Origin of the sequence: Acinetobacter sp. YH12205, from assembly GCF_013418125.1 — a bacterium.
GTDB lineage: Bacteria > Pseudomonadota > Gammaproteobacteria > Pseudomonadales > Moraxellaceae > Acinetobacter > Acinetobacter towneri.
In genome coordinates this window covers 270,881-285,107 of the sequence record NZ_VPCQ01000002.1, presented here as the reverse complement: position 1 = coordinate 285,107, position 14,227 = coordinate 270,881, and the positions used below count along the sequence as shown (strand labels likewise).

The window sequence follows — 14,227 nt, the reverse complement described above, 5'->3', positions numbered from 1 at the left end:
AAACCCACGCAGGTGCATGGGTTTTCTTTTAACACGTTTTACTACGCTTGTTGAGCTTTTTCTTCAGAAAGGAAGAACCAAGTGTCTAAAACTGAGTCTGGGTTTAAAGATACAGATTCAATACCTTGTTCCATTAACCAACGTGCAAGGTCAGGGTGATCTGAAGGGCCTTGACCACAGATACCGACATATTTACCTGCTTTACGGCATGCGTGAATTGCCATAGAAAGTAATGCTTTCACTGCAGGGTCACGTTCATCGAACAGGTGAGAAACAATGCCTGAGTCACGGTCTAAACCAAGTGTTAACTGAGTTAAGTCATTTGAGCCGATAGAGAAACCATCGAAGTGCTCAAGGAATTGTTCAGCCAACAATGCGTTGGTTGGTAATTCACACATCATGATCACTTTCAGACCATTTTCACCACGTTTTAAACCATTCAGCGCAAGCAATTCGATCACACGTTTTGCTTCAGCAACGGTACGTACAAATGGAATCATAATTTGTACGTTGGTTAAGCCCATTTCGTCACGTACTTTTTTCAAGGCACGACATTCAAGCTCGAAGCAGTCACGGAAATTGTCAGACACATAACGACTTGCACCACGGAAGCCCAACATTGGGTTTTCTTCTTCTGGCTCATATAACTTACCACCAATTAAGTTTGCGTATTCGTTTGATTTGAAGTCAGACATACGCACAATCACTGGTTTGTCAGCGAATGCAGCAGCAAGGGTAGAAATACCTTCAACCAATTTTTCTACATAGAATTCGATTGGCGATGAATAGCCCGCAGTACGCGCCATAACTGCTGCACGTGTTTCACGTGGTAAGCTGTCAATATTAAGCAATGCTTTAGGATGCACACCAATCATACGGTTGATGATGAATTCTAAACGTGCAAGACCAATCCCTTCGTTTGGAATTTGAGCAAAGTCAAATGCGCGGTCTGGGTTACCAACGTTCATCATGATTTTGAACGGAAGTTTAGGCATAGATTCGATTGAGTTCTTTTGAACTTCAAAATCTAAAGCACCTTCATAAATGAAACCTGTGTCGCCTTCGGCGCAAGAAACTGTAACTTCCTGACCATCAGTCAAAACTTCAGTTGCATTACCACAACCTACAATTGCAGGTACGCCTAATTCACGGGCAATAATTGCAGCGTGACAAGTACGACCACCGCGGTTAGTGACAATTGCAGCAGCACGTTTCATCACTGGTTCCCAGTCTGGATCAGTCATGTCTGAAACAAGAACGTCACCTTCCTGAACTTTGTCCATTTCTTTAATAGACGTTACAACGCGGACTCTACCAGAACCGATACGCTGACCAATTGAACGACCTTCACAAATGACCGTACCTTTTTGTTTCAATAGGTAGCGTTCCATAGTACCGACGTTTTCACGGCTTTTTACAGTTTCAGGACGTGCTTGAACGATGTAGATTTGACCGTCATCACCATCTTTTGCCCATTCAATATCCATAGGCGCTTGATAATGTTCTTCAATAATTAACGCTTGTTTCGCTAATTCTTGCAGTTCGTGATCATTTAAAGAGAACTGTTGGCGATCTTGTTTTTCAACATCGACCACAACTACAGATTTACCAGCCGCGCCTTCTTCACCATAAATCATTTTTTGGTGTTTAGAGCCAAGGTTACGACGTAAAACTGAGTGTTTGCCTGCTTTTAATAAAGGCTTAGAAATATAGAATTCATCTGGGTTAACTGCACCCTGAACCACCATTTCACCCAAACCATAAGAAGCAGTAATGAATACAGCATCACGGAAACCAGATTCTGTATCTAGGGTAAACATTACACCAGCAGCGCCAGTTTCTGAACGTACCATACGTTGTACGCCTGCAGACAAAGCAACGACATCGTGGTCAAAGTTTTGGTGTACACGGTAAGAAATCGCGCGGTCGTTGTACAAAGATGCAAAAACTTCTTTAATGGCAATTAATACGTTGTCAATGCCACGGATGTTTAGGAATGTTTCTTGCTGACCTGCGAAAGATGCGTCTGGTAGATCTTCTGCAGTTGCAGATGAACGAACGGCAACCGCGATGTTTGGGTTGCCGTTAGAGAGTGCTTCAAAAGCAACTCGGATTTCTTGTTCTAGTGATGCAGTAAGCGGAGTGTCGACAATCCATTGACGAATTTTTGCACCAGTTTCAGCAAGCGCATTCACGTCATCTACATTGAGTGTTTTTAGCTCTGCTTGAATTTTAGCGTTTAGGCCACTTTGCTCGAGAAATTCACGATAAGCAGCAGCTGTTGTTGCAAAGCCACCTGGTACCGATACACCAGCATTAGATAAGTGGCTGATCATTTCGCCCAAAGATGAGTTTTTCCCACCCACGAGCTCAACATCGTGTTTCCCTAATTTTTCCAGACCAATTACGCGCGCTTCCAAAGTTGTTACTCCACTTTTGCAGTATTAATCACTATCTTGTCATGAAATTATAATAAATCTACTTAGCAATTTGGTTTTACTAAGCGACAGTCATGTAAGATCGGTTTACTATAAAGATTATATAGCACTAAGACAAATGTTTAAGGAGAATTTTAATGTCAGATGGTAAACAAATTAAGCGGAGTGTTTTTTTTATTTCCGATGGAACTGCAATTACGGCTGAAACCCTTGGACATTCACTCTTAGCGCAATTTCCAAATGTGGACTTTGATATTCATATTCATCCTTATATTACGTCTGAAGAAGCGGCTATGAATGTGGTGGCAGAGATTAATGCCCGAGCACAAACTGATGGTCAATTACCTTTGGTGTTTGATACCTTGGTTGACCAATATGTGCGTGACATTATCAACACTGCCAAAGCAATTAATTTAGATGTATTTGAAGGCTTAATTAGTAAGCTTTCTGAAGAGTTAGGAACACCACCAACCACTTTGGTCGGGCAGACGCATGCCGTAACAGATTCTGAATCTTACAAGGCACGTATTGATGCGGTGCATTTTGCCTTAGATAACGATGATGGCGCACGTACACGCCATTACGACAAGGCCGATCTGATTCTGATTGGGGTGTCGCGTTCGGGTAAAACGCCAACTTCCATCTACCTTTCTTTACAGTTCGGGATTCGTGTGGCGAACTATCCATTGACTGAAGAAGACCTCGATGACAACCGTTTGCCAGCCGTATTAAAGCCGCATAAACATAAGTTATTTGGCTTGATGATTGATGCTGAACGCCTTGTGGCAATTCGTACTGAACGTAAAGCCAATAGCCGTTATGCAAGTTTTAATCAATGCCAAATGGAATTGCGTGCGATTGAAGGTATTTATATTTCAGAAGGGATTAAATATTTAAATGTTTCAGAAATGTCGATTGAAGAAATTTCAACACGTGTTTTACAAATGACAGGTTTAAAACGTCGTATTGGTTAATGAAACTATATGTATTAAAAGAGCCAAAATTTTATTTTGGCTCTTTTTTATTGGATTTAAATAGAATAAAAATCAAGCTACTATTTATTTAAATGATAATGCTTTTAGTGTGACTTAAAATGTAGTGATAATGGTATCAATTGGATGTTCTTGTCCATCAATACTATGCACGCTATGTGCACAGACTTTGACAATTGGCCAAGTAATCAAATGGCAATTTTCGCGTTGTAAAGCTGAATAATAATGATCAGATTTAAAATAGCGTTGATGTGTATCTGCAATGTTTGGTGTGAGTTGACGTTTAAGCCACGTGTCTTTGACTTGAGCATCTAAAAAGCGTAAAGCCAAAATATTTTTGACGCGGTTATTAAACAAACGTCGATTTTTAAACACCAAAGGATGGCTAATTAGGCGATGGATGCCACGTTCTGTACTTGGCAGGACAAAATGCGGTGCAATTTGAAAGACTTGAACAGATGTTGCTTGCTGACAAATTCTATCGAGTTGTGCCACGCTGTCCTGATTTGCACCAATAACTGCAACGCGTAAACCTGTGAAGTCATGCTGTTTGATTTCAGTTGCAGGAATGCATTCGCCTTGGAATTCTTGAAAATCTGCCAAGCAGTTTTGAAAAGCGTGTCTATGTACGTCGTGTTTAGGACTGACCATGCTGAATCTCTTGATATATTCATTTTATAAATTAGAACATTTACTCTATTTTGTTGGGGCAGTACTGTTTGGTAAAGTCTTTTGTGCAGGCGAGCCAGTCATTCCTAAAGATTGAAAATTAATTCAACTGAGATTACTGAGATTTAAGCGAAAGAGAACAAGAAAACGGATTTAAGTTATTTATTTTAAATGTTTTTAATTGATGAAACCTTGTAGCTCAATAGAACTACAAGGTCGGAGCTAATTAAGTATCTAACTTCATTTGCATGAGCAAATCAAAGTTATGTAAGCGTTTTTCTGTGTCATAGATGTCACAGGTAAAAATAAACTCATCGACATCATACTTCGCCAATAAGTTTTCCAATCCTGCTTTGACAGTCGCCTTTGAGCCAATTTGCGCCATGGCATAAAAACTATCAACTGACATTTTTTCTGCAGGTGACCATAAGCCATCCATACTTTCGACTGGAGCTTTGAGTTTTAGGCTTTGTCCACGCATTAAACCTAAAACACGCTGATAGGCACTAGTCGCCAAAAATTCTGCTTCTTGGTCGGTATCTGCAACCACTGTTGGCACACCCATAGACACATAAGGCCGCTCTAAATATTCTGAAGGCTCAAAATTGTCACGATATAACTGAATGGCTTGAGCAAGCATACGCGGGGCGAAGTGTGAGGCAAATGAGTAGGGTAGTCCTAATTTTGCAGCAAGTTGTGCGCTAAATAAACTTGAACCAAGCAACCATACAGGAACGTGTGTTCCTTGTCCTGGCGTAGCAACAATACGTTGTTGTGGTTCAGCATCTTTAAAGTAATGCAAAATTTCTAAAACATCTTGCGGAAATTGATCTTCAGTTTCCTGACGCCCACGACGCAGTGCGCGCATGGTCACTTGATCTGTACCTGGTGCGCGACCTAAACCGAGTTCAATACGGTTAGGATATAAAGTCGCTAAAGTTCCAAACTGTTCAGCGACCACTAACGGTGCGTGGTTGGGGAGCATAATACCGCCAGAACCGAGTTTAATTTTTTGCGTATTTGCTAATAAATAACCCAAAAGAACTGCGGTTGCTGAGCTGGCAATGCCATCCATATTATGATGTTCCGCCAACCACAAACGGTCATAGCCGAGTTGTTCTGCATGTTGTGCTAATTCAAGTGCATGATGCAGCGAAAACTGTACTGATTGATCATCACGTACAGGTGCGAGTTCAAGAATGGCAAATTTTGTGTCTTGCAGGGAACGCATCATTTATTCCAGCTTGATAAAGAGAGTTTTATCATACGATGCTGCACTGGTTTTGTATATCGAAAAATTTCGATATATGGGTGGGGTATGGGATATTGCCACTTAATAACGCATGACATTCATCAAAAAAGCATGCTTCATAAAAATATTTATCCAAAAAAGTTACCAGTAAATAAAAAGCACCCGAAGGTGCTGAAGATGTTAGAAGTATCGTGAGAAATTAACGACGTTTACCATTTTTATAGTGACCTAAATGTAAGCCATTGTCTTTGCGGTAACGGTCATTATAACGGTAGTCATTGTAGCGATAGCCACGGCTATCATAGCGGCGGTCATAACGATCATCACGACGGTCTTTACTAACTTTTTGACCTAATACTGCACCACCTGCAGAACCGAGTCCTGCACCGACATAGCCACCATTGTTGCCTGCCATATTGCGACCAACGCTATATCCACCTGCACCGCCCAAGGCAGCACCAATCATGGCACCGTTACGGTCACGTTTATTGGCAGAAGCTGCAGCACCGCCCGCACCACCAATGGCTGAACCAATCATCGCGCCTGTTTGTCCACCCATTTGTTGACCAATTGCTGCTCCGACAGCACCACCCAAGGCAGAACTTACGGCAACACGTGTATCGTTTGCATGCGCAGTACTCATAAGCAAGGCAGAACTTGCGATAACGCTACCCAATAAAATACGATTAAGTTTCATGCGGATGCTCCAAATATTGATTAATATGTTTTGTAATGAAGATATAGAAACAGATGGCAAAGATCGTGAAGGGCAATGAGGTAAATCTGCAAAGTTTGGTAAAGACTTTGTAATTGCACTGCTAAATTTTTTCATATTGATTATGGTCGTTTTTTTGAACTGATATATGAAGAAAAATTAATCCTATAAAAAAGCATCAAACCTGTGTTGATGCTTTTTTGCTGCTCTATGCCTATCGTTCAAGATTAACGACGGTTGCGTTTTTTCTTCCATTTACGTTCTTGATAGCGGTCATATTCTTTATCTTTCGAGATTTTATTGCCGAGTGCTGCACCACCTGCTGCACCTAAAGCTGAACCAATATAACCACCATTGGTACCGCCCATATTTTTACCTACGGTATAACCCGCACCACCACCCAAAGCACCACCAATTGCAGATTCAGTACGATGACGCTTATCACTCGCCACGGCTGCACCACCAGCACCGCCTAAGGCAGCGCCTAGTGTTGCACCCGTAGTACCACCCATATTTTTACCAATAGCTGTACCTGCAACACTGCCTAAAGCACTGGCTGCGGCAACGCGCGTAGTATTGTCTGCATAAACGTTGGCACTGAGCATTGAAGCTGTGGCTAAAGCTGCTGTCATTAACATTGCATTAAGTTTCATGTTGAACTCCATGTCCATTTACAGGACTTATTTATGATCAATTTTGATGGGCTCAATTTAACAAAGCGCCGCTTTTAAAATGTGGAGAGTGCAGACGAGATTGGTGTTCTTTGGTGTGGGCTTTGTATGAGTTTGATTAAAATTGCTAAAAAAATGTCCAAATGCGGATGCTAATTGCGGTACTTGGTGAGTTGTACATTCACCGCAATGCACAGCATCATCAAGCAGAAATACTGCTAGAACATCTGCAGATAGGCATTTCAAACATCGTACAGACTTAATAATGATGTTATTTGGGTGGTAGAATCGGTAAACTATGCGCAATTTTTTATTTCGCTGTGCTGCGTGTTGCATGTAACAGCCTTTGCATTGAGATTTTTTAAACAATGAAAGAATCGTTACGTTTACGATTAGATCAGCTTTCTGACCGCCATGAAGAATTGACTGCTTTGTTGGCAGATGTTGAAGTGATTTCAGATAACAAGCGTTTTCGTCAATTATCACGCGAACACAGTGATTTAGACGAAATTACGGCAGTGTGGTCACAATACACACAAGCCGAAGCCGATATTGAAACAGCCGAAGCAATGTTGTCTGATCCTGACTTTAAGGAAATGGCGCAAGAAGAAATTAAAGACAATAAAGCGCTGATTCAGCAACTTGAAGCTGACTTAAATATTTTAATGATTCCAAAAGACCCGAATGATGCCAACTCGGCTTATTTGGAGATTCGCGCAGGGACAGGTGGCGATGAAGCCGCGATTTTCTCGGGTGACTTATTCCGCATGTATAGCAAATATGCCGAAAGTCAGGGCTGGAGAATCGAAATTTTATCTGAAAATGAAGGTGAACACGGCGGATATAAAGAAGTCATTTGCTTGGTGAATGGCGAAGGCGTGTATGGCCGTTTGAAGTTTGAAAGTGGTGCGCATCGTGTGCAACGTGTTCCTGCGACTGAATCGCAAGGTCGTGTGCATACATCAGCGTGTACTGTGGCAATTTTACCTGAAGTAGATGTAGACACCACGGTAGATATTAACCCTGCCGATTTGCGTATCGACACCTATCGTGCTTCGGGTGCGGGTGGTCAGCACGTCAACAAAACCGACTCTGCTGTGCGTATTACCCACATTCCGACGGGTACTGTGGTGGAATGTCAGGAAGAGCGTTCACAGCATAAAAACAAAGCGAAAGCGATGGCGTTGTTGGCATCACGTTTGGAAAATGCCAAACGTGCTGCAGCAGATGCAGCAACTTCAGAAATGCGTCGTGATTTGGTGGGTTCGGGTGACCGTTCTGAGCGTATTCGTACCTATAACTATCCGCAAGGACGTATGACAGATCATCGTATTAACCTGACTTTATATAAGTTGGATGCGGTGATGGAAGGTGATTTAACTGAACTACTAGATAGTCTGCATCGTGAATATCAGGCAGATCAGTTGGCGATGCTTGCTCAGCAAAACGGTGGTTAATGAATATTGCACAAGCCTTGGCGCTACGTGGTGAAGTCGATAGCTATGAGCGTCAAGAAAATATTTGGTTGTTAGAGCATTTTTTAGGACTCAGTGCGCTTGAATTAAAATATCGTGCAGATCAGGAATTGAGTGCCGCGCAAGAGCAGATGTATGTGCAGGCTTTGGCACGTATAGCAGCAGGCGAGCCTTTGGCGTATATCACAGGTTCACAGCCATTTTGGACACTGGATTTAAAAGTCACGCACGATACTTTGGTGCCACGTCCTGATACCGAGGTTTTGGTCGAAACTGTGTTGGCTTTGTCATTACAACGTGATGCTGTAATTGTCGATTTAGGCACAGGTACAGGGGCGATTGCTTTGGCTTTAGCATCTGAACGTCCAGATTGGCAGGTAACCGCAACCGATATTTACCTGCCAACGCTTGCAGTTGCTCAAGAAAATGCAAGCAAGCATGCTTTAAATCAGGTGCAATTTGCCTGTGGTGCATGGTTTGAGGCATTGGGTTCAGCAGCCGAGCCACGTTTTGATTTAATTGTATCTAATCCGCCGTATATAGATGCTAATGATGCACACATGTCTGCTTTGGCAGCAGAGCCTGAACGTGCATTGGTGGCAGCAGATCAGGGTTTGGCAGATATTCTGCAGATTATTTCGCAGGGTAAGCACTGGCTGAAAGCAAATGGATGGATTGCACTAGAGCATGGCTATGACCAAGCTTTAGCAGTGCAAGCGATTTTTGCAGAACACGGTTTTTCTGACATTCGTACAGTCAAAGATTATGCAGGCAATGATCGGGTGACTTTAGCACAATGGCTTGCTGGCTGATGTGTTATATCAGTTAAAAATCTTGTGAGATCTATTTATCAGCTTGCAAACATAGACGAATGATTAGCAAAGTTTAAGTGCAAGACCAATTTATGAGCCTCAACTCAACTGATGTCAGCTTAGGTTGCCTTTCACTGCCAAAATTGCAGGTGGCAGTTCTTCGCCAAGTGAACTCAGCATTTCCCGTTCAATTAATCGCACCATGGAGTTGAGCGGTAAATCATTGTCTTGCAGGCCAAAAGGTTCTTCAAGTTGTTCGCTGAGAGCATCTAAACCTAAGAATAAATAGGCAATTAAACCCACCAAAATTGGTGTCCAGATTCCTAAACTTGCTTCTAAACTAAAAGGCAGAATAAAGCAGAAGCAATACACAGTGCGGTGCAACAAGACTGAATAAGAAAAAGGCAAGGGTGTGCTGAGAATTCGATCGCAACCTGCTTGCACATTACCCAATTCAACAATATGTTGATTCAAGCCTTGATAAATAATATCGGAAATTTCACCTGTTTTCAGTGCGCTGACTAACTCTTTTTGAATGCTTTCTAAAATAAACAGTGCGGCATTAATATGCGGAAATAATGCTTCATAATCTGCAGATGTGAGGTTGACTTTGTTTTGATAAAAATCGATAGGTTGGTTTTGATTGCGTAAACGGTTACGCAATAAATTACTAAACAACATGACCCGATACATCAAGACCCGACGCTGTTGATCTGGCAGTACGTATGAGTCACGTGAAATATGCCGTGATGTTGCAATTAACGTCCCCCACAATTTTCGACCTTCCCACCAACGTTCATAACTGGCGTTATTTCTAAAACTGAGGAAAATAGACAAAATAATACCGAAAATGGTAAAGCCAATGGCTGGTACGCTCGGCACTTGAAAAAAGTGGTGAGAAGATAAGTACACCAAAACCGTAGAAAGGAAGACCACAATTGCAAGCGCAGGTAAGACCGTAGGTAAAATTGTCCCATACCATGCAAACAGTAGGGTAAAACTGTTGTTTTTATTGCGAATAATCATCTTGATGCATCCTTGAAGCTGTCCTTAGTGTTTCATAGACAAACAACGCTTGGCAAGATGATAGCTAGCTTTTGATTCAAAAAGCAGCAAGCGGCTTAAAGTCAATTTTTCTTATTTATTATTGCAACAGCCAATAAAAAAGTGATGCCATGAAGACATCACTTTTTAAATACTTTCAGCAAATGAATACCCGAAGTTTTAGTTTACATCGGGTAATCTTGCAAACAGTCAGGAATTTCAACTTGTGCCAAACTGTCTGTTTCTAAAGCCAAACATAGCGCAACAATTTTAGCGGTATCGCACAGGTGTTCATCTTTGAGAGCCAAACCCGCTTGCAAAGATTGTAAATCTTCTTGGCAAATATCTAGGGCTTGCGCTGCTTCAAGTGCATCTTCACGTTTGAAAAACGCAGACATGACATTACGTAACTGCTCTTCTGAGGTATTTAGAATACTTTGATTGAGTAATTCATCTAATTGTTCAGAAGCTTGGTTGAGGGAGTGAGAGAAATTTTGAACTAGATTGTGTTCAAGTACATCCATCATCTTAAGCATGGGGAAACCTCCAAAGATGCTCGTACATTTAATATTACAGGGGGAGTATGACAGCCGAATTGCATAAAATTTATGCTTTAAATTGATTGAAAAGTAAACTAAATTTAATACTTTGACAATGCAGTGCCGATGAACGTCCAGTTCACTGCTCAACCTTGAAATCACAGCGATGAGTTTTCTTTTATAATTAAGTTGTTTGTAAAATACACAAAATAGTGGCTGAGTAGTAGGTGATAAGTCACGCAATTATGAGCTTTCAATTATGAGCTTTCGGTATATTGTCGATATGCCCCAGGATTGACCCCAGTCCATTTTTTAAAGGCACGATGAAAAGCGCTAGGATCATGGAAATTTAATTGATCGCTAATTTCCTGAAGTGATTGTTGGGTTTTGCTCAACAATTCAATTGCCGTATCTCGACGGATTTCATTTTTTAATTGCTGATAGCTGGTGCCTTCCTGCTTTAAACGCCGTTGGAACGTCGCTTCAGACATATTGAAATGTTGGGTTAATTCGTTCAGTTCTAACCACTCACTCGGCGGCAATCGCATTAATTGTTTACGGATTTTATGACTCAGCGCATGTGGGTTTTTATAACGCACCAAAAGGTTAAAAGGTGTTTGTTTTAAAAAGCGTTTCCAACTTTTTTTATCCTGCTTGATTTTTAAATCAAGATGTTTTGCCTCAAAATAAATCTTATGCGCTGTACACGCATATTCAATTTCATCACAGAAACGGACACGATAATCAGCATCATCCTGCGGGGCAGCACATTTGAGTTGCATGTTTAAAATAGCGATACGTTGTCCTGTCAGCCAGCACATCAAGCCATGAATCAGCATTAAATAAGTGGCATAACTAAACATCGGTTTCACTTGATCTTTATCGTGAATGGTTAAGATTGCATATTCACCATCTACGTTTAATTCACCTGAAAAATCATCCAGTATTAAATTAAAGAAATTTAAAATGTCCTGTAATGCGGCCTTTAAATGCTCTGCTTGGTACACCCATTTAGACAAGAGTTGATAACTGCCACGACGCATAGCATGGCTGTCCATGCCAAAAAATTCATCGTTCATGGCATCTGCCAGTGCAATCCACAATTGACCATATTGCAGAATTGACACCCTCGCTTTGTTGGAATGTAACAGCTCTGCAGGAATACCCGCCGTCTGCAAAATCGCATGCGTATCCATACCGCGTTGCTGTGCAGTATGCAAAGCTTCATGGACTAAAGCAATTGAAATTGTACCTTTGCTGTAAGTGAGCTGAGTTGCATTCATGGGATGGCGTGGTATTCCATTTACAAGTTGAGTGTTCAAATACATCATAGTCGATGCAGGGTTTGGAAATTGTACTCTAGCTTGAGTGTGATTAATCTGTTTCTTAAGTTGTATCAACCTGAAAATTTATAAGGAAAATAAAATGAAAATTCAAGGAAAAGTCTGTGTGGTCACGGGTGGTGCATCGGGTTTAGGCGCTGCGACTGCACAACATTTAGTTGCGCAAGGTGCAAAAGTTATTTTGGTTGATATGAATCAAGAACTTGGGCAGCAGCTTCAACAGCAATTGGGCGAAAATGCAGACTTCGTAGCTGTAGACGTGACCGATGAAAACCAAGTACAGCAGCTTTTTAACCATATTGAGCAAAAATACGGACAGTTAAATGGCTTGGTGAATTGTGCAGGCATTGCACCGTCTGCCAAAGTCTTGGGACGTGATGGTTTGCATGATTTGGCAATGTTCCAAAAAGTGCTGAATATTAATGTCACGGGCAGTTTTAATATGATCCGTTTTGCGGCACAACTGATGGCGAAATATGACTTAGCCGCCGATGAAGAAGAGCGTGGTGTGATTGTGAATACTGCTTCGGTTGCAGCATTTGATGGGCAGATTGGACAAAGTGCGTATTCTGCATCGAAAGGTGCAATTGTGGGGATGACGCTGCCTTTGGCACGTGAATTGGCACGTGAAGCCATTCGGGTGATGACGATTGCCCCCGGTATTATGGAAACCCCGATGCTGAAAGCATTTCCACAGCATGTGCAAGATGCTTTAGGGCAAATGGTGCCATTTCCACCACGTTTGGCAAAGCCTGAAGAATTTGCGCAATTGGTGGGTCATATTTTTGAAAATGGTTATTTAAACGGTGAAGTGATTCGTTTGGATGGCGCAATTCGTATGCAACCGAAATAAGTTATGACGATGCTATCTCCATAAAATAGCCTAAGCAAAAATTCAAGTATTGAAAAACTGGATACTAAAAAACCGTTGCAATACAGAACAAGGATGTTGCGCGCATTCCTGACAAAAACAACATCTACCATATACACAGAGGGTCACCATGATTTTAAGCCATGAACAAAAAATGATTCAGGATATGCTGCGCAGTTATGCACAGGAAAAGCTTAAACCAACTGCAGCAGCACGTGATAAAACTGCTGAATTCCCTGCAAAGGAGTTAAAGGAACTAGGTGAGCTAGGTGCTTTGGGCATGACCGTTGCAGAAGAATGGGGCGGTGCAGGTTTAGATTATGTATCTCTCGTTTTAGCCTTAGAAGAAATTGCTGCGGGTGATGGTGCAATTTCAACGATTGTGAGTGTGCAAAACTCATTGCCATGCGGAATTACACAACGCTACGGCACAGAGGCGCAAAAACAAAAATATTTAACTAAACTGGCAACAGGCGAATGGTTAGGCTGCTTTTGTTTAACTGAACCACAAGTCGGCTCTGATGCCAGCGCGATTGAATGTAAAGCTGAAAAAGATGGCGAGGATTGGGTTTTAAATGGCACCAAGCAGTTTATCACCACAGGCAAATATGCAGATGTTGCTTTAGTTTTTGCTGTAACGGACAAAACTGCGGGTAAAAAAGGCATTTCCTGCTTTTTAGTCCCGACGAACACACCAGGTTATATCGTGGCACGTTTAGAAGACAAAATGGGACAGCACTGTTCCGATACCGCCACCATCGTGTTGGAAAACTGCCGTATTCCTGCAGAAAACCTATTGGGGCAAGAAGGTGAAGGCTACAAAATTGCACTCTCTAATTTAGAGTCGGGGCGTATTGGTATTGCCGCGCAATCGGTGGGTATGGCGCGAGCAGCTTTAGATGCAGCCGTGGACTATGCCAATGAGCGTAAAGCTTTTGGAGTTGAAATTGTGCAACATCAGGCAGTCGCGTTTCGCTTGGCAGATATGGCAACACAGATTGAAGCTGCACGACAGCTTATTCTACATGCCGCAAGCCTCAAAGATGCAGGCTTACCGTGTTTAAAAGAAGCATCTATGGCCAAGCTTTTTGCTTCAACCATGGCAGAGCGTGTGTGTTCAGATGCGATTCAAATACATGGGGGCTATGGCTATGTATCTGATTTCCCAGTTGAACGTATTTACCGCGATGTGCGCGTTAGCCAAATTTATGAAGGTGCATCCGATATTCAGCGTTTGGTGATTGCACGTGAAGTGACTAAGCGTTAAAGCTGAGTATCTAAAACTTTAGTCGGTGTCCAAAGCTTGCAAGATTATTGCAGGATGTGGAAATTGAGAAAATGTTCAAATCATGTTTAGCTAACTTGATTGAAAAATACGCGAAGATCATGTCGTGATTGCGTTGCAT

The 14,227-nt window shown here is 41.8% G+C and carries 13 protein-coding genes; 5 read left to right on the top strand and 8 right to left on the bottom strand.

Features of this window, described 5'->3' with window-relative positions; all coding sequences use genetic code 11:
• Positions 1–41 precede the first annotated feature (41 nt).
• On the bottom strand, positions 42–2,420 hold the full coding sequence (gene ppsA / locus FTU92_RS03695) for a phosphoenolpyruvate synthase (RefSeq protein WP_004973175.1): 2,379 nt from the start codon (positions 2,418–2,420) through the stop codon (positions 42–44).
• A 155-nt stretch (positions 2,421–2,575) separates the two neighbouring features.
• Between ppsA and FTU92_RS03690 the strand changes: the two genes are divergently transcribed.
• Positions 2,576–3,412, top strand: coding sequence for a pyruvate, water dikinase regulatory protein (locus FTU92_RS03690; RefSeq protein ID WP_096900902.1), 837 nt, complete (start codon positions 2,576–2,578; stop codon positions 3,410–3,412).
• A 114-nt stretch (positions 3,413–3,526) separates the two neighbouring features.
• On the opposite strand, the gene FTU92_RS03685 is transcribed toward FTU92_RS03690, so the two are convergent.
• From FTU92_RS03685 to FTU92_RS03670, 4 genes are all read right to left on the bottom strand, one after another.
• Positions 3,527–4,081 carry a hypothetical protein gene (locus FTU92_RS03685; RefSeq protein WP_004973179.1) on the bottom strand — a complete coding sequence of 185 codons (555 nt, stop codon included), beginning with the start codon at positions 4,079–4,081 and terminating at the stop codon, positions 3,527–3,529.
• A 244-nt stretch (positions 4,082–4,325) separates the two neighbouring features.
• On the bottom strand, positions 4,326–5,330 hold the full coding sequence (locus FTU92_RS03680) for an LLM class flavin-dependent oxidoreductase (protein WP_178865889.1): 1,005 nt from the start codon (positions 5,328–5,330) through the stop codon (positions 4,326–4,328).
• A gap of 220 nt (positions 5,331–5,550) precedes the next feature.
• Positions 5,551–6,048, bottom strand: coding sequence for a hypothetical protein (locus FTU92_RS03675; RefSeq protein WP_180095651.1), 498 nt, complete (start codon positions 6,046–6,048; stop codon positions 5,551–5,553).
• A gap of 245 nt (positions 6,049–6,293) precedes the next feature.
• Entirely contained in the window at positions 6,294–6,719 is a 426-nt protein-coding gene (locus tag FTU92_RS03670; protein ID WP_004973189.1) for a glycine zipper 2TM domain-containing protein, read from the bottom strand.
• A gap of 386 nt (positions 6,720–7,105) precedes the next feature.
• Between FTU92_RS03670 and prfA the strand changes: the two genes are divergently transcribed.
• A complete protein-coding gene (prfA, locus tag FTU92_RS03665) occupies positions 7,106–8,194 on the top strand; it encodes a peptide chain release factor 1 (RefSeq protein ID WP_004973192.1) in 1,089 nt (362 codons plus the stop codon).
• Positions 8,194–9,024, top strand: coding sequence for a peptide chain release factor N(5)-glutamine methyltransferase (gene prmC, locus FTU92_RS03660; RefSeq protein WP_131260809.1), 831 nt, complete (start codon positions 8,194–8,196; stop codon positions 9,022–9,024). Before prfA ends, prmC begins: the two co-directional genes overlap by 1 nt.
• Before the next feature lie 114 nt (positions 9,025–9,138).
• Here prmC and FTU92_RS03655 read toward each other — a convergent pair whose 3' ends face one another.
• The 3 genes from FTU92_RS03655 to FTU92_RS03645 form a co-directional block, all read right to left on the bottom strand.
• Positions 9,139–10,050, bottom strand: a complete 912-nt coding sequence (locus FTU92_RS03655; RefSeq protein ID WP_167846065.1) for a bestrophin family protein — start codon at positions 10,048–10,050, stop codon at positions 9,139–9,141.
• A 203-nt stretch (positions 10,051–10,253) separates the two neighbouring features.
• On the bottom strand, positions 10,254–10,604 hold the full coding sequence (locus FTU92_RS03650; protein WP_004973198.1) for a hypothetical protein: 351 nt from the start codon (positions 10,602–10,604) through the stop codon (positions 10,254–10,256).
• Between the two features lie 260 nt (positions 10,605–10,864).
• A complete protein-coding gene (locus FTU92_RS03645) occupies positions 10,865–11,890 on the bottom strand; it encodes an AraC family transcriptional regulator (protein ID WP_178865887.1) in 1,026 nt (341 codons plus the stop codon).
• Positions 11,891–12,032: 142 nt separating this feature from the next.
• Here FTU92_RS03645 and FTU92_RS03640 point away from each other — a divergent pair, with 142 nt between their 5' ends.
• Together FTU92_RS03640 and FTU92_RS03635 are read left to right on the top strand one after the other, a co-directional pair.
• On the top strand, positions 12,033–12,803 hold the full coding sequence (locus tag FTU92_RS03640) for a 3-hydroxyacyl-CoA dehydrogenase (RefSeq protein WP_004973201.1): 771 nt from the start codon (positions 12,033–12,035) through the stop codon (positions 12,801–12,803).
• A gap of 148 nt (positions 12,804–12,951) precedes the next feature.
• Complete coding sequence (locus tag FTU92_RS03635; RefSeq protein WP_004973203.1) at positions 12,952–14,088, top strand: acyl-CoA dehydrogenase family protein; 1,137 nt, start codon at positions 12,952–12,954, stop codon at positions 14,086–14,088.
• Positions 14,089–14,227 lie beyond the last annotated feature (139 nt).